This window comes from Pseudomonas sp. E1BtOHC1, assembly GCF_058744285.1.
The window spans coordinates 159,173-181,068 of sequence record NZ_CP196023.1 but is presented as its reverse complement, the minus strand read 5'-3'; the positions used below and the strand labels follow the sequence as shown (position 1 = coordinate 181,068).

15 protein-coding genes and 1 tRNA gene are annotated in these 21,896 nt (G+C 60.6%); 4 read left to right on the top strand and 12 right to left on the bottom strand.

Features of this window, described 5'->3' with window-relative positions:
• Nucleotides 1–85 precede the first annotated feature (85 nt).
• Both ACSSVC_RS00855 and ACSSVC_RS00850 read right to left on the bottom strand, forming a co-directional pair.
• Nucleotides 86–1,768 carry a flavin monoamine oxidase family protein gene (locus ACSSVC_RS00855; protein ID WP_346633104.1) on the bottom strand — a complete coding sequence of 561 codons (1,683 nt, stop codon included), beginning with the start codon at nucleotides 1,766–1,768 and terminating at the stop codon, nucleotides 86–88.
• 176 nt (nucleotides 1,769–1,944) lie between these two features.
• A complete protein-coding gene (locus ACSSVC_RS00850) occupies nucleotides 1,945–2,406 on the bottom strand; it encodes an Lrp/AsnC family transcriptional regulator (RefSeq protein WP_346633103.1) in 462 nt (153 codons plus the stop codon).
• Between the two features lie 204 nt (nucleotides 2,407–2,610).
• On the opposite strand from ACSSVC_RS00850, the gene ACSSVC_RS00845 reads away from it, so the two are divergent.
• On the top strand, nucleotides 2,611–4,977 hold the full coding sequence (locus tag ACSSVC_RS00845) for a glucose/quinate/shikimate family membrane-bound PQQ-dependent dehydrogenase (RefSeq protein WP_492611902.1): 2,367 nt from the start codon (nucleotides 2,611–2,613) through the stop codon (nucleotides 4,975–4,977).
• Between the two features lie 69 nt (nucleotides 4,978–5,046).
• Here ACSSVC_RS00845 and ptaA read toward each other — a convergent pair whose 3' ends face one another.
• The 6 genes from ptaA to rpsU form a co-directional block, all read right to left on the bottom strand.
• Complete coding sequence (gene ptaA / locus ACSSVC_RS00840) at nucleotides 5,047–6,147, bottom strand: pyoverdine biosynthesis transaminase PtaA (RefSeq protein ID WP_346633101.1); 1,101 nt, start codon at nucleotides 6,145–6,147, stop codon at nucleotides 5,047–5,049.
• 169 nt (nucleotides 6,148–6,316) lie between these two features.
• Nucleotides 6,317–6,393 (bottom strand) — tRNA-Ile (locus ACSSVC_RS00835).
• A gap of 15 nt (nucleotides 6,394–6,408) precedes the next feature.
• Nucleotides 6,409–10,152 carry a bifunctional diguanylate cyclase/phosphodiesterase gene (locus ACSSVC_RS00830; protein WP_404937789.1) on the bottom strand — a complete coding sequence of 1,248 codons (3,744 nt, stop codon included), beginning with the start codon at nucleotides 10,150–10,152 and terminating at the stop codon, nucleotides 6,409–6,411.
• Between the two features lie 109 nt (nucleotides 10,153–10,261).
• Nucleotides 10,262–12,109 (bottom strand): RNA polymerase sigma factor RpoD, encoded by a 1,848-nt coding sequence (rpoD, locus tag ACSSVC_RS00825; RefSeq protein WP_123726509.1) that lies wholly within the window; start codon nucleotides 12,107–12,109, stop codon nucleotides 10,262–10,264.
• A gap of 67 nt (nucleotides 12,110–12,176) precedes the next feature.
• Nucleotides 12,177–14,150, bottom strand: coding sequence for a DNA primase (gene dnaG, locus ACSSVC_RS00820; RefSeq protein WP_346633099.1), 1,974 nt, complete (start codon nucleotides 14,148–14,150; stop codon nucleotides 12,177–12,179).
• Between the two features lie 480 nt (nucleotides 14,151–14,630).
• Complete coding sequence (gene rpsU, locus ACSSVC_RS00815; protein ID WP_002551877.1) at nucleotides 14,631–14,846, bottom strand: 30S ribosomal protein S21; 216 nt, start codon at nucleotides 14,844–14,846, stop codon at nucleotides 14,631–14,633.
• 200 nt (nucleotides 14,847–15,046) lie between these two features.
• Between rpsU and tsaD the strand changes: the two genes are divergently transcribed.
• Nucleotides 15,047–16,072 (top strand): tRNA (adenosine(37)-N6)-threonylcarbamoyltransferase complex transferase subunit TsaD, encoded by a 1,026-nt coding sequence (gene tsaD, locus ACSSVC_RS00810; protein ID WP_404937787.1) that lies wholly within the window; start codon nucleotides 15,047–15,049, stop codon nucleotides 16,070–16,072.
• Between the two features lie 47 nt (nucleotides 16,073–16,119).
• Here the strand turns inward: tsaD and plsY are convergent, their stop codons facing one another.
• Nucleotides 16,120–16,689 carry a glycerol-3-phosphate 1-O-acyltransferase PlsY gene (gene plsY, locus ACSSVC_RS00805; protein WP_346633097.1) on the bottom strand — a complete coding sequence of 190 codons (570 nt, stop codon included), beginning with the start codon at nucleotides 16,687–16,689 and terminating at the stop codon, nucleotides 16,120–16,122.
• 74 nt (nucleotides 16,690–16,763) lie between these two features.
• Between plsY and folB the strand changes: the two genes are divergently transcribed.
• Together folB and folK are read left to right on the top strand one after the other, a co-directional pair.
• Nucleotides 16,764–17,117: a dihydroneopterin aldolase gene (gene folB / locus ACSSVC_RS00800; RefSeq protein WP_123726505.1), complete on the top strand. Its 354-nt coding sequence runs from the start codon at nucleotides 16,764–16,766 to the stop codon at nucleotides 17,115–17,117.
• Complete coding sequence (gene folK / locus ACSSVC_RS00795) at nucleotides 17,108–17,623, top strand: 2-amino-4-hydroxy-6-hydroxymethyldihydropteridine diphosphokinase (RefSeq protein ID WP_492611901.1); 516 nt, start codon at nucleotides 17,108–17,110, stop codon at nucleotides 17,621–17,623. The genes folB and folK overlap by 10 nt, the downstream gene beginning before the upstream one ends.
• Nucleotides 17,624–17,674: 51 nt before the next feature.
• Here the strand turns inward: folK and ACSSVC_RS00790 are convergent, their stop codons facing one another.
• The 3 genes from ACSSVC_RS00790 to ACSSVC_RS00780 all read right to left on the bottom strand — a co-directional run bounded on the left by ACSSVC_RS00790 (nucleotide 17,675) and on the right by ACSSVC_RS00780 (nucleotide 21,803).
• Nucleotides 17,675–18,904, bottom strand: coding sequence for a multifunctional CCA addition/repair protein (locus ACSSVC_RS00790; RefSeq protein ID WP_346633095.1), 1,230 nt, complete (start codon nucleotides 18,902–18,904; stop codon nucleotides 17,675–17,677).
• Nucleotides 18,905–18,969: 65 nt separating this feature from the next.
• On the bottom strand, nucleotides 18,970–20,532 hold the full coding sequence (locus ACSSVC_RS00785) for a SpoVR family protein (RefSeq protein WP_346633094.1): 1,563 nt from the start codon (nucleotides 20,530–20,532) through the stop codon (nucleotides 18,970–18,972).
• On the bottom strand, nucleotides 20,529–21,803 hold the full coding sequence (locus tag ACSSVC_RS00780) for a YeaH/YhbH family protein (RefSeq protein WP_446439318.1): 1,275 nt from the start codon (nucleotides 21,801–21,803) through the stop codon (nucleotides 20,529–20,531). Before ACSSVC_RS00780 ends, ACSSVC_RS00785 begins: the two co-directional genes overlap by 4 nt.
• Nucleotides 21,804–21,896: the final 93 nt, after the last annotated feature.

The window sequence follows — 21,896 nt, the reverse complement described above, 5'->3', positions numbered from 1 at the left end:
GATGTCTCGGTCTTGGCGTACGGTCCGGCGCCAAGCCCCGCAAGGGCTTCTCGTCGTTATCCGATGCAGCCGTGATCAGTATTGTTCAATCCGCCAGGGCAATAGGCCCGATCTCATGGAACACATCCCCTGGTCCCGGGTTCTCGGCATGGGTGGCACCGCCGAAGTGTTTCATGATCCCCCACACCGCGTTGAGCGACGTTTGCACCGCGCCCTCGACCCAGGCCGGGGTCCAGGACACATCGTCACCCGCAATGAAGATGCCGCGCTGTTCGGCAGGCATGTCGTCCTGCATGAAGTGCGCGTACATCCGCTGGTTGTAGCGGTAGTGGCCCGGCAGTGCGCCCTTGAAGGCGCCGAGGAAGTGCGGGTCGGCTTCCCAGGACACGGTGATCGGATCGCCGATGATGCGGCTGGCGATGTCCACTTTGGGGTAGATCTTCTTCAGTGCGTCCAGGGCCAGCTTCACGCGCTTTTCCACGGGCTGAGGGAGCATCTTCAGGGCATCGCTCATCCACGAGTAGGACAGGCAGATCACCCCCGGCTTGTCGTCGCCGTTGTCGAACAGGTAGGTGCCGCGGGTCAGGCGATCGGTGAGGGTCATGCTCATCAGGTCGCGGCCGGTTTCCGGGTCCTTGTCCTTCCAGAACGGTCGGTCGACCATGACGAAAGTCTTCGAAGATTGCATGTAGCGGGTGCGGTCCAGGGCCATCCACATCTTCTGCGAGAACAGCGACTCCTCGCATTCGATCTGGGTGGTCAGCAGCCAGCTCTGGCAGGTGGTCAACACCGCCGCGTATTCCCGTGTGTCGCCCCAGTTGTCGGTGACGCTGAAGCGCCCGTCGGCGGCCCGGGCAATGCGCTTGACCCCGGTGCGTGGCGCACCGTTGTGCAGCGAACTGAGGCTGGTACCGGCCGGCCAGTGGGCACAACGCTCCGGCACGTGGCGCCAGATGCCCAGGGGCACCTGCTCGACGCCACCCACCACCAGATGCTGGTGGTCGTCGCAGTTGGTCATCACCACGCGGAAGATTTCCAGCATCGAGTTGGGGAAGTCCGAGTCCCAGCCGCCGGTGCCGAAGCCCACCTGGCCGAACACTTCACGGTGGTGGAACGACAGCTTGGCGAAGGCCTTGGAGGTGGCGACGAAGTCGTAGAACGTGCGGTCGTCCCACAGCGGCACCAGGGTGTTCCACAGCTCCTTGAGGCGCGGCACATCGCGATCGCGGATGGCTTGCTGGATCTCGCTGAAGCGCGAGCCGTCCTCCAGGGCGTCGGCCCAGGCGTCGGCGACTTCCTGGAACAAGGCCGGCAGGTCGGCCAGTTTCTGTGCGTAGTGGGTCTGCCCTTCCAGATCGATGACGGTGCTGCCCGAAGCCGGGGTCAGCGGGTTGGGAAAGGGCTTGGTCTGCAGGCCGAGCTTGTCGACATAGTGATAGAAGGCCGTGGACGATACCGGGAAGCGCATGCCGCCCAGCTCGGCGATGATCCCTTCGGCGCCTTCGAAGGCCTGGGAGCGCAGGCGGCCGCCCATCTTCGACGCTTCATAGACCACCGGCTTGAGGCCCAGCTTCATCAGTTCGTAGGCGGCTACCAGTCCGGCGATACCGGCGCCGACAATCGCCACTTCGGTGCCGTGCTGGGCTTGGGGAATGCTGCCCAGGCCGGCGGGATGCTCGATCCAGTCGTCGAAGGCGAAAGGGAAGTCCGGGCCGAAAATGGTGATCGGCTTTTTACCGTCTGCAGGATGGCGATTGTTCTTGTTCATGGCTGACCTTGGCGGGCGGCTCAGCAGAGTGCTGAGTATAGGAAAAGATGGCAGCCATTCTAGGGAGGATGAAACACGTAAATAAGACGCAAACTGTCGTCGTTATGCGTTGTTATTTATCAGTATGACGAATTTATGAGGCAGATTGACGAGGTGGCATTATCAGGCCATGCGCCTCATAGCGCATGCCCGCGATCGATCTTGCTGCTGAGGATGATCGAAGTGGTGGTCTTTTCCACGCCATCGACGCTGCCGATCTGGTCCAGCAGTTGGTCCAGCTGTTCTGGCGATTCGGTGCGCAGCCAGGCTACGTAGTCGAATTCGCCACTGACTGCGCACAGTTGCTGGACCTGAGCCATGCCGCTCAGGCGGCGCAGCACTTCCTTGCCGGAGCGCGGCTGAACCTTGATGCCCACATAAGCCTGCAAGCCGCCGTCGACCACCCTTTGGCCCAGGCGCACGCCATAGCCGGTAATGACCCGGGTCTTTTCCAGACGCGCCAGGCGCGAGGTCACGGTGGTACGGGCGATACCCAACTGCCGGGCCAGCATTGCCACGCTTTCGCGGGCGTTGATCTGCAGGGCGGCGATCAACTGACGGTCGACTTCGTCAAGAACGGGAGGGCGGCTATCGAACAAGATGGGCTCCAGCACGGCTATCGAGGGAGCGCACATGTTACAGCCTCGCGCCAACCCTGGCTGCTGGTCCCGGCGCTTGTCTGGATCGGGTCTACGCTCACGCGGTCAGAAGTTTTTTGAAACAAATGACCTGCGACAAGTTGTCATAAGTAACTGGTTAGTACATTCTCGCGACCTGGTTTTAAAGATGGCTGAGGTTTGACGATGAAAAACACAGGGGCTGCCCCAGGCAGCAAATGGCTGCTCGGGGGACTGGGCATTCTCATTGCCTTGATCGGGTTGGGTCTGGCCGGCGGCGGGGGTTACCTCCTCAGCCTGGGAGGCAGTGCCTATTTTCTGCTGATGGGCCTGGCGATGGTGGCTTCCGGCGTAATGATCGCTCGGCGTAACCCCCGTGGCGCCTGGTTGTACGCGGTGGCCTTGGTGCTGACTGCGATCTGGGCGGTCTGGGATGCGGGCCTGGAGTACTGGCCCCTGGTTTCGCGGGTGCTGACCTTCGCCGTGATCGGCCTGGTGGTGGCGTTGATCTACCCGAGCCTGGTGCGGGCTTCCGGTGCTCGTGCCGGACGCGGCGCCTATGGGCTGGCGGGGCTTTTGGCGGTTGGCGTGGTGGCTACCCTGGCCTACATGTTCGTGCCGACCCATGTGGTCAAGGCGAGCAGCGTGCCGGCGATCCAGCCAGTGGCGCCAGGTACTGAACAGAAGGATTGGGCGCATTGGGGCAATACCCCGGCGGGCAACCGCTTCGCGGCCCTGGACCAGATCAACAAGGGCAATGTCGATCAACTGCAGGTGGCCTGGACCTTCCGCACCGGCGATCTGCCTGAAAGCAACGGCGCAGGTGCCGAAGACCAGAACACGCCTTTGCAGATCGGCGATACCGTCTACACCTGTACCGCCTATGGCAAGGTGTTCGCCCTGGACGCCGACACCGGCACCGAGCGCTGGAAGTTCGATCCTCAAGGCTTTGCGCCGAACTGGCAGCGTTGCCGCGGCCTGGGTTACTTCGATGCCTCCGCGACCCCCGCGAGTGCACCAGCCACCGCACCGGCCGCTTGCACCAAGCGCCTGTTCCTGCCCACCGGCGATGCGCGCTTGATCGCCATCAACGCCGAAACCGGCAAGCCCTGTGAAGACTTTGGCGACCGGGGCACTGTCGACCTGAAAACCGACATGGGCGAAATCAAGCCGGGTTACTACCAGCAGACTTCCACTCCGCTGGTAGCCGGGTCCGTCGTGATCGTGGGCGGCCGGGTGGCGGACAACTTCTCCACTGGGGAACCGCCGGGTGTGGTACGTGCCTTCGATGTGCGCAGTGGCGAGCTGATGTGGGCCTGGGACCCCGGTAATCCCAACACCACCAAGCGCCCGCCTGCGGGTGAAACCTATACCCGTGGCACCCCGAACGTCTGGTCGGCGATGTCCTATGACGCCAAGCTGGGCCTGGTGTACCTGCCTACCGGTAATGCCACCCCGGACTTCTTCGGCGGCCAACGCACCGAGTTCGATGACCAGTGGAACTCCTCCATCGTCGCCCTCGATGTGAAGACCGGCCAGGTGCGCTGGCACTTCCAGACCACCCACCACGACCTCTGGGATTTCGACCTGCCGGCGCAGCCGCTGCTGTACGACATCCCGGACGACAAGGGCGGTGTACAGCCGGCGCTGGCGCAAGTCACCAAGCAGGGCGAGATCTTCGTGCTCAATCGCGAGACCGGCAAGCCCATTGCTCGGGTGGAAGAGCGGCCGGTGCCCCAGGGCAATGTGCCGGGCGAGCGTTATTCGCCGACCCAGCCGTTCTCGGTGGAAATGCCGTCCATTGGCAACCAGACCCTGACCGAATCCGATATGTGGGGCGCTACTCCCTTCGATCAACTGATGTGCCGCATTCAGTTCAAAGGCATGCGCCATGAAGGTGTGTACACCCCGCCAGGGTTGGATCACGCACTGCAGTTCCCAGGCTCCCTGGGGGGCATGAACTGGGGCAGCGTGTCGGTGGACCCCACCAGCAACTACATGTTCGTCAACGACATGCGTTTGGGCCTGGCCAACTACATGATCCCCCGGGATCAGATCGCTGCCGGTGCCAGTGGCATCGAAATGGGCGTGGTGCCCCAGGAAGGCACGCCGTTCGGCGCCATGCGCCAGCGCTTCCTCTCGGCGGCGGGCATTCCTTGCCAGAAGCCACCGTTTGGCACCATGTCGGCCATCGATCTGAAGACCCGCAAGCTGGTATGGCAAGTACCGGTGGGTACCGTGCAGGACACCGGGCCGCTGGGGATTCGCATGCACCTGCCGATCCCTATCGGCATGCCGACCCTGGGCGCTTCCCTGGCGACCCAATCCGGCCTGTTGTTCTTCGCCGGCACCCAGGACTTCTACCTGCGGGCCTTCGATACCGGCAATGGCAACGAAATCTGGAAGGCGCGCTTGCCGGTCGGTAGTCAGTCGGGGCCGATGACATACGTTTCGCCCAAGACCGGCCGCCAGTACATCCTGCTCACGGCAGGCGGTGCTCGTCAGTCGACGGACCGTGGCGACTATGTAATTGCCTACGCGCTGCCGAAATAGACACCGCGTCACGGCACTCTAAAAAAGCCGCGCCCTGCGCGGCTTTTTCATGGGTGAAGACAAGACGCGTCAGCTTAGGGTGACCTTGGCGAAGGCTGTACGGAAACGCTGCATGTCCTGCTCCGAACCGACACTGACCCGGGCCCAGTTCGGCCAGTTGTCCCAGACCCGACCAATCTTCACGTGCTGCGCGGCCAGGGCATCGACGAGTTCCTGGGCCGGCCGCCTGACATCGATCATGAAGCAGTTGGCCTGTGAGGCGGTGCAACGGAACCCGCGGTTTTTCAGCCAGGCGATGGTCTGGTCACGCAACTGGTTGTTGAGTCGCTTGCGTTCGGCCAGTAGCCCTGGCTCCTCCAGGCTGGCGATGCCGCCGAGCAAGGTCGAAGCGGCCGGGACGTTGTAGCCGCCAAAGATTTCCAGGCGTTCCAGCAGTGCTGGCTGGCCGACGGCGAAACCCAGTCGCGCCCCGGCCATGCCGTAGATCTTGGAAAACGTCCGCAGTACCAGCAGTTCCGGGTGCTCCTTGACCAGGGGAATGCAGGTGCTGGCGTCGGAAAAATCGATATAGGCTTCGTCGATCACCAGCACTGTGCCTTTGGCTTTGCGGGCCAGGGCCTGTTCGATGTCTTGCCGTGGCGTCAGGGTGCCAGTGGGGTTGTTGGGGTTGCACAGATAGATCAGTCCGGGACTGCGGTCGATGGCGAGCATCGCCGGCAGGTCGTGGCGGTGATCGGCCCCGAGAGGGACTTCGTGCACCATGACCTGACGGCTTTCGGCAGCTTCCCTGGGGGCCTCGTATGAGGGACTGGCCATCACCAGACTGCCGCTCTGGGTGAAGGCCATGACCGCATGCTGCAACGCGCTCTTGGAACCACAGAAACTCTGGACATGATCCTCTGCAATGCCTTGTTGCCGGGCGAAGAGCGCGTTGAGCCGGTACTGGATCTTGTAGGGATAGCGACCGCTGAGGGCGATGCCCTGTTGCATGGCCTGGCGGGCGGCGGGAGAAGGGCCCCAGGGGCTTTCGTTGAAGTTGATCAAAACATCGTCGGAGGGAGAGGGGATAGGCGGTGGAGCGGGTTCGGCCGCCTGACTCCAGCCAGGCAATGAAAGCAGCGGCAGGGCTGTCGCGAGCCCCACCAATGATCGGCGCGTGATCTCAACCATCGATAAATCCTTTTCTTATCGAGAAAGACGCCCAGGCGTCTTTTGTCCGGTTGGACAGGGTTATGACGGTGAGTGGTGAGCGGGATTTACGGTGGCGGTTTAGTAGCAGGTGTTGATTGACGCCGATCGTCAGGCACAAAAAAGCCGCGCATTGCGCGGCTTTCTGGTTTGGTGGGCCCACACGGACTTGAACCGTGGACCAAAGGATTATGAGTCCTCTGCTCTAACCAACTGAGCTATAGGCCCTCAGTAGGCGGCGGATTATAACGATGGTTTCTCAGCTGTGCTATCCGAAAAGTCGGAAACCCGGATCTGCAGGAAGGTTGCGCAGAACTCCTCGGCTTCCAGGGGCAGGCTGACGATGTAGCCCTGGATCTGCTCGCAGCCTTCGAGAGTGAGGAAGGTCTGCTGGGCCTGGTTTTCAACACCTTCGGCAATGACCGTGAATTGCATGCTGCGCCCCAGGGCGATGATCGCGCGAACTATCGCCACATCGTGAGGGTCGTCCGGCAAGCCGCGGACGAATGACTGGTCGATCTTGAGAAAATCCAGAGGCAGGCGCTTGAGATAGCTCAAGGACGAGTAGCCGGTACCGAAGTCGTCGATGGCCAGTTGCATCCCCAGGCGTTTGAGCTGATGCAGCACCTCCAGGGCTTCTTCGGCCTGGCTCATGATGAAGTTCTCGGTGATTTCCAACTGCAGCAACCCAGGCTGCAGGTCATAGTCGCGCAGCAGTTGTTCGATGCGGCCCAGCAGGTTGGGTTGGCGCAACTGGGCCCCTGCGAGGTTCACTGACAGTGGCCCGAAATTTTCGTAGCGCTGACCCCAGGTATGGAGTTGCTGGCAGGCCCGTTCCAGTACCCAGTCCCCGATCAGCAGGATCATGCCGTTCTCTTCCGCCAGCGGAATGAAGTGCTCGGGGGGAACGTCGCCGAAGTTGGGGTGGTGCCAGCGAATCAGGGCTTCGGCCCCCACCAGTTCGTGGTTGCTGAGGCTGATCTTGGGCTGGAAATAAAGAGACAGCTCCCCGCGTTCGATGGCTCGTCGCAGTTCGTGCTCCAGGGCGACACGTTCGCTGGCCTGGGCGGTCAGGTCGCGGGTGTAGCGCTCGACCCGGTTGCGCCCCTTGGCCTTGGAGCGATACATGGCGGCGTCGGCGTTCTTGATCAGCGTGGCAACGTCGCAGCCGTCCTTGGGGTACAGGCTGGTGCCGATGCTGGCGCTGATGAAGAACTCGTGCTCGCCGGCCTGGAAGGGGGCGGTAAAGCAGTTCAGCAGCTTGGTGGCGATATGGTCGGCGTCGCTGGCCTGATGCAGGCCCGGGAGCAAGATGATGAACTCGTCCCCGCCCAGGCGGGCGACAGTATCGATGTCTCGCAACTGCTCCTTGAGACGCACCGCGATGCCTTTGAGCAGCAGGTCGCCCACCGGGTGGCCAAGGCTGTCGTTGATGTGCTTGAAGCGGTCCAGGTCGAGAAACAGCACGGCGCCCTGGCTGCCGTTTTCCTCCTGGCTGTTGAGCGCGGTCAGTAAGCGGCTTTCGAACAGGGTGCGGTTCGGCAGTCCGGTGAGAGGGTCGTGGTGGGCCTGGTAGTCGAGGCGTGCCTGGGCATGCTTGAGGCTGGATATGTCGGCGAATACCGCAACGAAATGGGTGATCTGCCGATCCTTGTTGCGCACTGCGTTGATCGTCAGCCAGTTGGGGTAGAGCTCGCCGTTCTTGCGACGGTTGGAAATCTCGCCCTGCCAGTGGCCTTCCAGGGTCAGTTGGTGCCACATCGCCGCATAGAAGGCGCTGTCATGCAGGCCAGAGGCCAACAGGCGCGGTGTATGCCCCAAAGTTTCACTTTCGCTGTAACCGGTGATCTCGCTGAAGGCTCGATTGACGGCGCTGATGCGCTGCTGGGTATCGGTGATCATTACGCCTTCGGCGGTGCTCTCAAACACCGTGGCGGCCTGCTGCAGTTTTTCCTGCATCAACTGGCGGTCGGTGATGTCCCGGGCAATGGTCAGCATGCAGTCGTCGTCGCCAATGGGCAGCGGTCGGCTCGACAGCTCACAGAGACGGATCTGGCCATCGTTGCGTCGGATATGGCAGCTGAAATCACGGACAAAACCGTCCCGCTGCAACAGGTCGAGCATCTGCTTGCGTTCGTTGAGGTTGACCCAGATCCCCAGGTCCAGAGTCGAACGATCCAGGGACATGGCACTGTTGAAGCCGGTGATTCGGCTGAAGCCCTCGTTGACCTCGATCAGCAGTCCGTCCCGCTGTCGTGTCAGCAGTAGCCCATCTGGCGAGGCATGGAAGGCTTTGGCGAACTTCTCCTCGGAGGTCTGCAACTGTTGCTGGGTTTCCTTGAGCTGGCTGATGTCTCGGACCACCACCACCAGCGCCGGGGTGGTGTCGAGGTCGAAGGGTTCGGCGGAGATCAGGCCGGTGAAGAGCTGGCCATTGTGACGGCGGAATGGCATTTCCAGGTTGCGGATGCTGCCGGCCTGCAAGCGTTGCAAGAGGCTCGGGCCGACGCCCGGGATGCCCCAGATATTCAGCTCGGTGGCGGTCTGGCCCACCACGGTTTCGGCGCTCAGGCCGATCTGCTCCTCGAAGGCCTTGTTGACCTCCAGCAGGCAGCCGTCGGACAGGCGCGCTATGACCAGAATGTCCGGGCACTGCTGGAACACCGAGGCGAACTTCTGCTCGGAAAGGCGCAGGGCTTCTTCAGTGTGTTTTGTCTCGCTGATATCGATCATCAGGCCGCGCATCACCGGTTCGTGGCCGTGTTCGATCAGGCTGACGATATCGCGTACCCAGAGGCATCGGCCGTCGGCGGCGATCACTCGATAGTCGAGGCTGTGGTCGCGTCCGGCCTGTACTTCGTGGTCGCAGAAGGCCTGGGCGCGAGTCAGGTCGGCGGGGTGGATGATGTTGCGCCAGAACCCCGGAATCAGCCAGTGGGCCAGGGGGTAGCCCAGCAGGGCCTCGGCATGGGGGGAGACATAGCTGTAGGTGAAGTCGCTGACACGCGCCTCCCAGGCGATGGCCGAGAGGCTCTCCACCAGGCTGCGGTAATGGTATTCACTGCTGCGCAACTCTTGTTCCAGCGCCACTCTGCGGGAGATCTCCGAGCTCAGGCGACGATTGATGCGGATCACCACTGCCAGCACTGTGACCAATAGCAGGAGGCCGGGTAGGCCGTAGATCAGGACATCCGACCAGAACGTCCGATGGTCGAGGACGCTGCCGACCCAATGCTGTTGAATCGCGCTGATTTCCTCGGGACTGAGGTCCGCCAGGACCTTGTCGAGTATGCCCACCAGGATCTTGCTGTCCCGTGGGACGCCCATGGCCAACTGGTAGCGATATGGGGTTTCACCGCTGACGTAGAGGCCCTCAAGCTTGAGCTGGCGCAGGCTCCAGACACTGGAGGCCAGATCGCCCACCACGGCGTCCACCTCGTCGGTGGCCAGCGCTTGCAGGGCTGAGCTGATGTTGGGCAGGGCCACCAGGTTCAGGTCTGGGTGGTGGGTGCGCAGTAACTCGTGGGGAGCGTAGTTCTCCACCACCGCCACCTTGAGACCGTAGAGGTCCTTGAGGTTGCGGGGTTGTGCGCCACCTGCATGGGCGAGGATGACGATGGGGAAGTCGAGATAGGGGCGGGTGAAAGCCATGTAACTCTGGCGTTCCGGGGTCGACATGATGCCGGGCAGCAGGTCCAGCTTGCCTTGCTTGGCATCTTCGAGCACGGCGGTCCAACTGGCCGGTTCGACGGGCGTCAGGGTGACTGACAGGCGTTCCTGGATCAGGTGGATGTAGTCCGCTGCCAGGCCCTGGTAACGGCCTTCCTCGTCTCGATACTCAAAGGGCGGCCAGGACGCATCCACACCCAGGCGCAGTTGCGGGTGGGTCTTGAGCCAGCCACGTTCTTCATCGGTGAGAGTCAACGCGCCAGCCGTTGCGGTCCAGGTAAGCAGTGCCAGCAGGAGCATGGCCGACAGTCTGGGCATAACCGTCTCGTTATGGCACGGGGAATGTTTCGAGTGTAGACGGGCTATGGGGCGGGAGAGGGGGGATCTGCAAAAAGCAAAACCCCCAGCAGGGCTGGGGGTTTTGGGCTTACTCGTCGAGGAAGGAGCGCAGATGCTCGCTTCGCGTCGGGTGGCGCAGCTTGCGCAGCGCCTTGGCTTCGATCTGACGAATCCGTTCACGGGTCACGTCGAACTGCTTACCAACCTCCTCAAGGGTGTGGTCGGTATTCATGTCGATGCCGAAGCGCATGCGCAGAACCTTGGCTTCACGGGCAGTGAGGCCGGAGAGTACTTCGCGAGTCGCTTCTTTCAGGCTCTCAACGGTGGCTACATCGATTGGCGACTGCATGGTCGAGTCTTCGATGAAGTCGCCCAGATGGGAGTCTTCGTCATCACCGATCGGGGTTTCCATGGAGATCGGCTCTTTAGCGATCTTCAATACCTTGCGGATCTTGTCCTCAGGCATTTCCATGCGTTCGCCCAGCTCTTCCGGAGTCGGTTCACGACCCATTTCCTGCAGCATCTGCCGGGAAATACGGTTGAGCTTGTTGATTGTCTCGATCATGTGCACCGGAATACGGATGGTGCGGGCCTGGTCGGCGATCGAGCGAGTGATCGCCTGACGGATCCACCAGGTGGCATAGGTCGAGAACTTGTAGCCGCGACGGTATTCGAACTTGTCCACCGCTTTCATCAAGCCGATGTTGCCTTCCTGGATCAGATCGAGGAACTGCAGGCCACGGTTGGTGTACTTCTTGGCGATGGAGATCACCAGGCGCAAGTTGGCTTCAACCATCTCTTTCTTCGCGCGGCGGGCCTTGGCCTCACCGATCGACATGCGACGGTTGATGTCCTTGATCTCGGCAATCTTCAAGCCGGTTTCGACTTCAAGAGCGGTCAGCTTCTGCTGGCAACGGATGATATCCGGCTGCAGACGGGCAATGGCTTCGGCGTACTTGCTCTTGCCTTTGGCCAGGGCGTCGGTCCAGCTTTCATCTACTTCGTTGCCCGGGAACTGGCGCAGGAAGTCGGCACGCGGCATGCGGGCATCACGCACACAGAGCTGCATGATGGCGCGTTCTTGCTGACGCAGACGATCCAGGGCGCTGCGTACACGTTCAACCAGGCCTTCGAATTGCTTCGGAACCAGTTTGATCGGCATGAACAGTTCGGCCAGGGCCAACATCTCGGCGATGGCTTGCTTGTTCTCGCGGCCGTGCTTCTTCAGCGCCTTGCGGGTGATTTCCATCTGGTCGGAGACGGCGCCAAAGCGCTGTGCAGCGACGACCGGATCCGGACCGCTTTCGGCTTCTTCTTCGTCTTCGGTCGCTTCAGCTTCTTCGTCATCGCTGTCGTCATCCGCTTTCGCAGTTTTGGTGTCGACAGGAGGCGGTACTTCGGCGGCAGGCGGCGTAATGCCGTCGTCCGGGTCGATGTACCCGCTGAGAACGTCAGACAGGCGGCCACCTTCGGTGGTGACGCGAGTGTATTCGGAGAGGATGTGATCAACCGTGCCAGGGAAGTGCGCGATTGCGCCCATCACTTCACGGATGCCCTCTTCGATACGCTTGGCGATTTCGATTTCGCCTTCACGTGTGAGCAGCTCTACCGTACCCATTTCGCGCATGTACATGCGCACTGGGTCGGTAGTGCGACCAATGTCGGTTTCCACAGCCGCCAACGCTGCGGCGGCTTCTTCAGCTGCTGCTTCGTCGGTGTCGGCTTCGGCCAACAAAAGGGCATCCGCATCCGGAGCACTCTCGAATACGTTGATCCCCATGTCGTTGATCATGCGGATGATGTCTTCCACCTGTTCCGGATCTGAAATATCCTCCGGCAGGTGGTCGTTGACCTCCGCGTAAGTCAGGTAACCCTGCTCACGTCCACGGCTGATCAACTCTTTGAGGCGAGACTGCTGTTGCGCTTTTCCGGACATAACACCCTATCCACTGAAGGTCTTGGCGGGCAAAAAACAAGCCGAGGATTATACCCGAGCTATGACCTCACGCGCCAGTTGAGGTCGGGTTTGATGCGGGAACATTGCGTTTTAGAAGCTCAACCAGCTGTATTTTCTCTTCGCTGCTGAGCTCGCTTTGACGCGATTTCCTGAGAAGTTGTTCTAAAACACGCTCGCGTTGGCGAGCGGACAAGCTATTAATGGTGTCGAAAAACTGTTGTTCAAGGTTATCTCCGTCGATCAGCCACTCTTTTTCTGCCAGTGCGGTAAGCAGGTGCCCCTGTTGAGTGCCGTGCCAGCGCGCCATCAGTTGATGAATAGAGCGTAGCTTAGGATTTTTCTGTACGGCTTCGATCAGGGCCACCAGCAACTGAGTGTTGGTGTTGTCGTCATCGGCAAAGTGCCCGGCGTCTTCAACTTTTTCTGCCAGTTGCGGGTGATGCAGCAGGGTGCGCAAGGCTGCCAGCGTAGGAGGCTCCACCGCCGCCGGGACGCGAGGGCCGCGAGGCTGGTCCCGATCGCCCTGGCGCTTGCCTTTGCCGTTCTTGTCCCAGGGCTTGTTTTCCCATTTCTTGCCGCCGCCGCTTTTCTTCGGCGTCCACTCTTGTTGAGGGGCGTACGCTTCCTGATGGGGCTCATGGTAGTCGGCATAATCCGGCATGGCATCGTAGTCGATGCCGGCGTCATAGATCGGGGGGGCTTCCGGTGGGGCGCTGTGAGCTAGCTGATTCACCGTTTCATTGGTCAGGCCGGTGATTTCAGTCAGGCGCTGGCGCATCAGGGTGCGCAGGTTGGCCCCTGGGATTTTCTCGATCAGCGGTGCTGCCAGGGTCGCCAGGTGAGCCTTGCCTTCCAGCGAGCGGGGGTCGGCTTCGTCGATCAGTTGTTGAAAGAAGTAGTCCGCCAACGGTTGGGCGTGCTGGTTGATTCGGGCGCGGAAGGCGTCTGTGCCTTCGGAGCGGACCAGGGTGTCCGGGTCCTCCCCTTCAGGGAGAAACAGGAAGCGTGCGCGGCGTCCGTCCTGCAGGCAGGGCAGGGTGGCCTCAAGGGCGCGCCAGGCAGCCTTGCGTCCGGCTTGGTCGCCGTCAAAACAGAATAATACGTTGGGCACAATGCGGAACAGGCGCTTGAGGTGTTCCTCACTGGTGGCGGTGCCGAGGGTCGCGACGGCATTGCGCAGGCCTTGCTGGGCCAGGGCGATGACGTCCATATAGCCTTCGACGACGATGATCTCGTCGAGGTTGCGATTGTTCTTGCGGGCCTCGAACAGGCCGTAAAGCTCTTGGCCCTTATGGAATACCGGGGTTTCCGGAGAGTTCAGGTATTTGGGTTTGTCGTCCCCCAGAACCCGGCCACCGAAGGCAATGATCCGGCCGCGGGTATCGCGGATCGGGAACATCACGCGATCGCGAAAGCGGTCATAGCGCTTGCCGGTCTCGGCGTTCTCGATCAGCAGTCCGGCATCGATCATGGCCTTCTGCTGCAAAGTGTCGCTGCTCAGGTGCTTGAACAGGTTGTCCCAGCCGGGCGGCGCAAAACCCAGGCCGAAGTCCCGGGCAATTTCGCCGGTGAGGCCGCGCCCCTTGAGATAGTCGACTGCCGCCTTGCGTGCCGGGTGACTTTTCAGTGCCTGGCGATAGTAGTCGGCAGCGGCAGTGAGCAGTGGGTAGAGCGGTGAGTCGGTGGGCTGCCGGGGTTTGCGCTGGCCGCGATTGCTTTCCTCGCGGGGGATCTCCATGCCTGCAGCTTTCGCCAGTTCCTCGACGGCCTGGGGAAAGTCCAGGTTGTCGTGGTCCATGATGAAGCCGAGGGCATTGCCGCCTGCGCCGCAGCCGAAGCAGTAATAGAACTGCTTGTCGGGACTGACGCTGAAGGAGGGCGTCTTTTCCTTGTGGAATGGGCAGCAGGCGGTGTAGTTCTTGCCGGCTTTCTTGATCTGCAGGCGCGAGCTGACTACATCGACGATGTCGGTGCGGTTCAGAAGGTCGTCAATAAAGCTCTGGGGAATAAGCCCGGCCATTGCGTTCTCGTCATCACTGCGGGGAAAAATAGCCCTGGCGACGCTGTCGAAAGATCAGGTGAGGTGAGGCGTGAAGAGTGCGCGGCTCGACCTGGTTTTCGGTGTGATCGCAGTCGGGAAGTGTATCTGCCGAACGTCCACTGACGTTAATTTCAATCAGTATTCGACTATTTGAGGTGGTGCGCTGAGTCCGACAGTGGCTGTTGGAGGGCCTCGGATAGCTCATTTAGCGGGCGCTGCAGAAGGGCGCCTTGGGCTGATCGTCTGTAGGAATCAGTAAGGGTGTGCTCGTCAGTAGCCTTGGAAGGCTCGTCAGAAAAGACGTGCACCGCTGGCAAGAAGCCAGGTCTGACGTGGTGAAGCAGATTCGTCTGGGTCGCATGGGCGGCTTCGACGGTGAAGCATCAAGCGTATTCCGCAAATGCCATTAGCCCGGCTGAGGGCCGGGCTTGGCAGAAGCTTGCAGCGAACGTCTGTGTATTAGTACAGACGTACGGCGCGGCGCTGTTCGCGCTGAACTTTCTTAGCGTGACGCTTAACAGCAGCAGCTGCTTTGCGCTTACGCTCGGAAGTCGGCTTCTCGTAAAATTCGCGGCTACGAACTTCAGCCAGAACACCGGCTTTTTCGCAGGAGCGCTTGAAACGACGCAGAGCTACGTCGAAGGGTTCGTTCTCTTTAACTTTGACGGCTGGCATCCAGAGCTACCTTCATTCATTACCGGGGTCAACGTTCTCGTCGCAAAAATCGCGGCTGAGGTCGTCGGTTTTTAAGGGTTGCGGATGTTAACCCCTCAACGCTCGGAATGCAAAGCCTCTGATCGAAAACCGCTGGTCGGGCGCGGGAGTGGCGACTATTATGCGCGCCTTCGAATTCAGCCTCTACAAGGCGCAAACCCATGCTAGTACTGGGATTAGAAACTTCCTGCGACGAAACCGGCGTCGCGCTTTACGACAGTGAGCGTGGCCTGCTGGCCGACGCGCTGTTCAGTCAGATCGACTTGCATCGTGTCTACGGTGGCGTGGTGCCGGAGCTGGCTTCCCGTGACCACGTCAAGCGCATGCTGCCCCTGATCCGTCAGGTTCTGGCGCAAGCCGACTGTGTCACCACCGAGATTGATGCCATTGCCTACACTGCGGGTCCCGGCCTGGTGGGCGCCCTGCTGGTGGGGGCGTCCTGTGCCCAGGCACTGGCCTTTGCCTGGGGTATTCCAGCCCTGGGCGTGCATCACATGGAAGGTCACCTGCTGGCGCCGATGCTGGAAGAGCAGCCACCGGAATTTCCGTTCGTCGCTTTGTTGGTGTCGGGCGGTCATACCCAGTTGGTCCGGGTGGATGGCATCGGCCAATACCAGCTGTTGGGCGAGACCCTGGACGATGCGGCAGGCGAAGCATTCGACAAGACCGCGAAAATGATTGGCCTGAATTATCCCGGTGGTCCCGAGATCGCCCGCCTGGCAACCCAGGGCGTCCCCGGGCGCTTTGTCTTCCCGCGGCCAATGACTGATCGTCCGGGGCTGGACTTCAGCTTCAGCGGCTTGAAGACCTTCGCCCTGAACACCTGGCAGCAGTGCGTCAGTGCTGGAGACGACGGCGAGCAAACCCGTTGCGACATCTCTCTCGCGTTCCAGCAGGCGGTGGTAGAAACTTTGACCATCAAGTGCAAGCGCGCCTTGAAGCAGACTGGCCTCAAGCGTGTGGTCATTGCCGGGGGCGTGAGTGCCAACAAGGCCCTGCGCGCCTCTTTGGAAAAAATGCTCGCCGAGATGAACGGCAATGTGTTCTACGCTCGCCCCGAGTTCTGCACTGACAACGGCGCGATGATCGCCTATGCCGGCTGTCAGCGTTTGCAGGCCGGACAGCAGGAAAGCCTGGCGATCACTGTGCAGGCGCGCTGGCCGATGGAGCAGTTGTCAGCCCTCTGAGAGAGGCGCGCTAGCGCCTCAAACTGAAGTCTTTTCATCTGCCGGATTCAAAAATGCCGTTCGCGCCCGGCAAACAGGTCGCGTAAATTGCCGCGATGGCGCCAGACGATCAGCAGCGTGAGCACGCTCATCGGCAGTAGCGCCTCAGGCTCCTGCCAGGCCAGTAGCGGCAAAGTCAGGGGTGTGGCGATCAAGGCAGCCAGTGAGCTGGTGCGGGTGAGATAGAAGGTCAGCGCCCAGGCGGCGATAGCCAGGAGCGCCGCCGGCGGGTAGAGCCCCAGCAGCATGCCGGCAGCAGTGGCGACGCCTTTGCCGCCGCGAAAGCGGAAGTAGAGTGGGAACAGGTGGCCGAGTACGGCGTAGAGTCCGATCCACGCCTGTTGCTGCAACGAAAGCCCCGCAAGGTGGGCGATCAGCACGGGCACCAGGCCTTTGCACAGATCCCCCAGCAGGGTCAGGACAGCGAGTTTCTTACCGGCCAGGCGCAGCATGTTGGTGGCGCCGGCATTGCCCGACCCACTCATTCGCGGGTCGGGATTACCCGTGAGGCGGCTGAGCAAAATGGCAAAGGACAGAGAGCCAAGCAGGTAGGCGAGAATCGCCAGTAACCAAAACATGCTAACTATTCCGGGCGAGGACGCCCTGATTCTAACGGCGCATTGCGCCCTTGTCGTGCTGCGGAGAAGAGTGCTTGGACAGAGTGTTTATCGAAGGACTGGAAGTGGACACCGTAATTGGAGCCTACGACTGGGAGCGTGGCATCCGACAGTGTCTGCGTCTTGATCTGAGCTTTGCTTGGGATAATCGCCCGGCTGCCGCAGGGGACGATCTGACACTGGCGTTGGATTATGCCAGCGTCTCCGCGCGGATCCAGGCGTTTGCCGAGCAGGCCCAGTACCAGTTGGTGGAAACCTTTGCCGAGCGTCTTGCCGAAGTGTTGATGAGCGAGTTTCACATTCCTTGGCTGCATTTGAAGCTGACCAAGCCAGGCGCTGTTCCGGCTGCCACGGGTGTGGGTGTGGAGATCGAGCGCGGATGTCGCTGACTCAGGTGTTTCTGGGGCTCGGTAGCAACATCGAGCGTGAAGTTCATCTGCGGGCCGGGCTCGATGCCTTGGCCGGTTTCCTGGTGGACATGCGTTGCTCGGCGGTGTTTGAAAGCCAGCCGGTGGGAATCAAGAGCGGTCCGTTCTTCAATCTGGTGGTGTCGGGTTATACCGACTTGCCGTTGACCGAGCTGGACCGACGCTTGAAGTTCATCGAGGCGAACAACGGTCGTTATGCCCCGGACCGCAAAGGTTTGCCGCTGGACATCGATGTGTTGTTGTACGGTGATCTGACTGGCAATTTCGATGGCCTGATCCTGCCCCGTGCGGAGATTCTGAAGAATGCCTTTGTGCTTTGGCCGTTGTCGCTGATGGCGCCGGAGCGGCTACACCCATTGGCCGGCAAGAGTCTGGGGGCACTTTGGGATGAAGCACAGATTGATCAGGTTCTGGCGCCTGTGGCCTTCGAATGGCAGGGTAGGCAACTGACGCCTCCGGGCCTGTAGTTCCTCGAGCTCTCCTGGTGCGGACAAGGCTGGAGCCTCGTCCGCGGCTTCTCAATAGGCGTGCTGTTCCTTGTAGGCCTTGATTGCCTTCAGTCGCTCCAGCCTCAGCGCCTCGCCCAGTTGCGGGCCTTTGAAACCCTGCTCCAGCAAAGGTTGAACCGCAACTGAGCGCGCAGCATTGGCGGCACCGCGTAGGTAATCTGCTTGGGGGTAAGGTCGTGACTCCAGTCCCAGGCGGCCACGGGCGTCCATTTCGCAAGCGCCAATGAACTCCTCAAAGCGCTGCGGACGACGGAACACGTCGAAGCTTTGCAGTAGCTCAAGCAGTGTCGAAGCCTTCAGTTCCTGCGCCTTGTGGGCGTGGGTGTGATATTGGCCCACCAACAGCGCCAGCTCCTGGCATTCCCGTGGTGCCTTGAATCGCTCATTGACGGCCTTGATCAAGTCCAGCCCCTTGTGTTCGTGGCCGATGTGCCGTGGCCACTCTTCCTCGGGCGTCACGCCTTTGCCCAGGTCGTGGAGCAGGCAGGCCCAGCGTACCGAGAGGGGGTGCTGGTGCAGCGCCGCTTGCTGCAACACGCTGAGGGTGTGCAGGCCGGTGTCTATTTCAGGGTGGTGGGTCGGTGGCTGGGGAACGCCGAACAGAGCATCGACCTCAGGTATCAATACGGCCAGGGCGCCGCAGTCACGCAATACCTGGATAAAGACCTGGGGCTGATCTTCCATCAGGGCTCGAGACATCTCCTTCCAGCTGCGCTCGGCTGTCAGGGCCTGAAGCTCGCCTGACTCGCTGAGTTGACGCATCAGTTCAAGCGTCTCTGTGGCCACACTGAAGCCCAGGTCGGCGTAGCGCGCGGCAAAGCGTGCCACCCGCAGCACTCGAAGAGGATCTTCGGCGAATGCCGGTGAAACATGGCGTAATAGCCGGTTTTCAAGATCTTTTTTGCCGTTGTAGGGATCAGTTACCACACCTTGATCATCCTCGGCCATGGCGTTGATCGTCAGGTCGCGGCGAATCAGATCCTCTTCCAGGGTGACTTCCGGGCTGGCGTGGAAAGTGAAGCCGCCGTAACCCCGTCCGCTCTTGCGCTCGGTTCGAGCGAGGGCATATTCCTCGCCGCTCTTGGGGTGCAGAAACACCGGGAAATCGGCGCCCACCGGGCGAAAGCCCTTGGCGATCATGTCTTGCGCGCTGGCGCCCACCACGACCCAGTCGACGTCGGTGACTGGTCTACCCAGCAGGCGATCGCGTACAGCGCCGCCGACTTTATAAATCCGCATAAAAAACCTCCGTTAGCGCGACAGGATAACCCTTGTGCTGTGCTAACGGAGGCCTGTTGTTGGGCTCAGAGGTGGATGACTGCCAGGTCCAATCGCCCGTAGTCGTTTTCGTTGTGATCGCTTTTCGGCGGTACGTGATGGGTTTTCATCACCTGATCGCCCTGCAGGGTTTCCAGGTGAATATCGAAGCCCCAGAGGCGGTGCAGGTGCTTGAGCACCTCCTCGGTGGAGTCCCCCAGGGGTTTGCGATCGTGTTGCTGGTGGCGCAGGGTCAGCGAGCGATCGCCACGACGATCGATGCTCCAGATCTGCACATTGGGTTCACGGTTGCCCAGATTGTATTGCGCGGCCAGAGTTTCCCTGATGATCCGATAGCCGCTTTCGTCATGGATTGCCGGTACCAGCAGGTCATCCTTCTGGTCGTCATCCATGATGCTGAACAGCTTGAGGTCGCGGATCACCTTGGGCGACAGATACTGCAGGATGAAGCTCTCATCCTTGAAGCTGCTCATGGCGAACTTGATGCTCGACAGCCAATCGGTGCCGGCCAGTTCCGGGAACCAGCGACGATCTTCTTCGGTAGGGGCTTCGCATATGCGCCGGATGTCCCGATACATGGCAAAACCCAGAGCGTAGGGGTTGATGCCGTTGTAATAGGGGCTGTCGAATCCCGGCTGGTACACCACGCTGGTGTGGGAGGTGAGGAACTCCATCATGAAGCCATCGGTGACCAGCCCCTCGTCATACAGGTCGTTCATCAGCGTGTAGTGCCAGAAAGTGGCCCAACCTTCGTTCATCACCTGGGTTTGGCGCTGCGGGTAGAAGTACTGGGCGATCTTGCGCACGATGCGCACGATTTCCCGCTGCCAGGGCTCCAGCAATGGTGCATGTTTTTCGATGAAGTACAGGATGTTTTCCTGAGGCTCGGCGGGGAACCGCGCGTTGTCCTTGTCGCTGTACTTGTCCGCGCCTTTGGGAATCGTACGCCACAGGTCGTTGATCTGTTTCTGCAGGTGCTCCTCCCGGTCCTTCTGCCGACGTCGTTCTTCTTCCGCGGAGATCGGGTAAGGTCGTTTGTAGCGGTCGACGCCGTAGTTCATCAGTGCATGGCAGGAGTCCAGCAGATCTTCCACGGCATCGATGCCATGGCGTTCCTCGCATTGCATGATGTACTGCTTGGCGAACACCAGATAATCGATGATCGAGCTGGCATCGGTCCAGGTGCGGAACAGGTAGTTGCCCTTGAAGAAGCTGTTGTGGCCGTAGCAGGCATGGGCCACCACCAGCGCCTGCATGCAGATGGTGTTCTCCTCCATCAGATAGGCGATGCAAGGGTCTGAGTTGATCACGATTTCGTAGGCCAGCCCCATCTGACCGCGGCTGTAGGATTTTTCGGTGCTGAGAAAGTGTTTGCCGTAGGACCAATGGTGATAACCCAAAGGCATGCCCACCGAGGCATAGGCATCCATCATCTGCTCGGCGGTGATCACTTCGATCTGGTTGGGATAGGTATCCAGGGCATAGCGAGCGGCAATACGGCTGATTTCGCGGTCGTAGGCCTGGATCAGCTCGAAGGTCCATTCCGAGCCCGTGGAGATGGGTTGGCGCTTCTGCTCTCTGGCGGTCATGTCACTAACCTGCGCTGGAAGAGTTCACGGAAGACCGGATAGATATCTCCGGCCGAAACCAGTTGTTGCTGGGCGAAGGTGTCGGAGAAGGCCTCGGCGATACGTTCATACTCGAACCACAGGGCCTGGTGCTCCCGTGGAGTGATTTCCACGTAGGTGTAGTACTGCACGAAAGGCATGATCTGGTTGATCAGGATATCGCGGCAGATGGGGGAGTCATCGTTCCAGTTGTCGCCGTCGGAGGCTTGTGCGGCGTAGATGTTCCATTCGTTGCTCGGATAGCGCTCGGCCATGATCTCCTGCATCAGTTTCAAGGCGCTGGAGACGATGGTCCCGCCGGTTTCACGGGAATAGAAGAACTCTTCCTCATCCACTTCCCGGGCGCTGGTGTGGTGGCGGATGAAGACGACATCTATCTTGTCGTAGTTGCGCTTGAGGAACAGGTACAAAAGGATGAAGAAGCGTTTGGCGATGTCCTTGGTCGCCTGGGTCATGGAGCCGGAGACGTCCATCAGGCAGAACATCACCGCCTTGGAGCTGGGGTTGGGCTGTTTCACCAACAGGTTGTACTTGAGGTCGAAAGTGTCGAGAAAAGGCACGCGATGAATTCGAGCGCTCAGGCGTTCGATTTCCGCTTCCAGTTCCTGGATATCGCCGAAGTTATCCGGTTCTTCCCGCTTCAGGCGTGCCAGTTCCTCTTTGGCCTCCCGCAGTTTGGCTCGGCTGCTGCCGGACAGGGCAATGCGGCGGGCGTGGGCCGAGCGCAAGGTGCGGATGATGTTGATCCGCGACGGGTTGCCCTCGTTGCTGATCCCCGCTCGTACGGTCTTGAAGGTATCGGTGCCCGTCAGGTTGCGTTTGACCAGGTTGGGCAGCTCCAGGTCCTCGAACATGAATTCGAGGAATTCCTCCTGGGTAATCTGGAAGACGAACTCATCCATGCCCTCGCCGGAATTGCCCGCCTTGCCGCGGCCAGTTCCGCCTCCACCGCCGCCTTGAGGCCTGGCAATATGCTCGCCTGCAGTGAATTCCTTGTTGCCGGGATGGACCACGGTTTGCTTGCCGCCACGGCCGTGGTGCAGCACCGGTTCGTCGATGTCCCGTCCGGGAATGCTGATTTGTTCGCCATGCTCCATGTCGGTGATGGAGCGGCGGCTGACGGCCTCTTCGACGGCCTTTTTGATGTGGTCACGGTAGCGCCGCAGAAACCGCTGGCGGTTCACCGTGCTCTTGTTCTTGCCATTGAGACGTCGGTCGATCACATAGCTCATGGGCCCCTCCGGGGAGCTTCAAGACATAAGCCTCAAGCCGTAAGCAGCGCCGCAGCAGAGCCTGTGAGGGCTCTACGGCAACACGCTTGCAGC

Bases quoted from the DNA above. Each gene is read 5' to 3' on its own strand.
- ACSSVC_RS00855 (WP_346633104.1), bottom strand. From the start codon at position 1,768: ATGAACAAGAACAATCGCCATCCTGCAGACGGTAAAAAGCCGATCACC.
- ACSSVC_RS00845 (WP_492611902.1), top strand. From the start codon at position 2,611: ATGAAAAACACAGGGGCTGCCCCAGGCAGCAAATGGCTGCTCGGGGGA.
- ptaA (WP_346633101.1), bottom strand. From the start codon at position 6,147: ATGGTTGAGATCACGCGCCGATCATTGGTGGGGCTCGCGACAGCCCTG.
- ACSSVC_RS00830 (WP_404937789.1), bottom strand. From the start codon at position 10,152: ATGCCCAGACTGTCGGCCATGCTCCTGCTGGCACTGCTTACCTGGACC.
- rpoD (WP_123726509.1), bottom strand. From the start codon at position 12,109: ATGTCCGGAAAAGCGCAACAGCAGTCTCGCCTCAAAGAGTTGATCAGC.
- dnaG (WP_346633099.1), bottom strand. From the start codon at position 14,150: ATGGCCGGGCTTATTCCCCAGAGCTTTATTGACGACCTTCTGAACCGC.
- rpsU (WP_002551877.1), bottom strand. From the start codon at position 14,846: ATGCCAGCCGTCAAAGTTAAAGAGAACGAACCCTTCGACGTAGCTCTG.
- tsaD (WP_404937787.1), top strand. From the start codon at position 15,047: ATGCTAGTACTGGGATTAGAAACTTCCTGCGACGAAACCGGCGTCGCG.
- plsY (WP_346633097.1), bottom strand. From the start codon at position 16,689: ATGTTTTGGTTACTGGCGATTCTCGCCTACCTGCTTGGCTCTCTGTCC.
- folK (WP_492611901.1), top strand. From the start codon at position 17,108: ATGTCGCTGACTCAGGTGTTTCTGGGGCTCGGTAGCAACATCGAGCGT.
- ACSSVC_RS00790 (WP_346633095.1), bottom strand. From the start codon at position 18,904: ATGCGGATTTATAAAGTCGGCGGCGCTGTACGCGATCGCCTGCTGGGT.
- ACSSVC_RS00785 (WP_346633094.1), bottom strand. From the start codon at position 20,532: ATGACCGCCAGAGAGCAGAAGCGCCAACCCATCTCCACGGGCTCGGAA.
- ACSSVC_RS00780 (WP_446439318.1), bottom strand. From the start codon at position 21,803: ATGAGCTATGTGATCGACCGACGTCTCAATGGCAAGAACAAGAGCACG.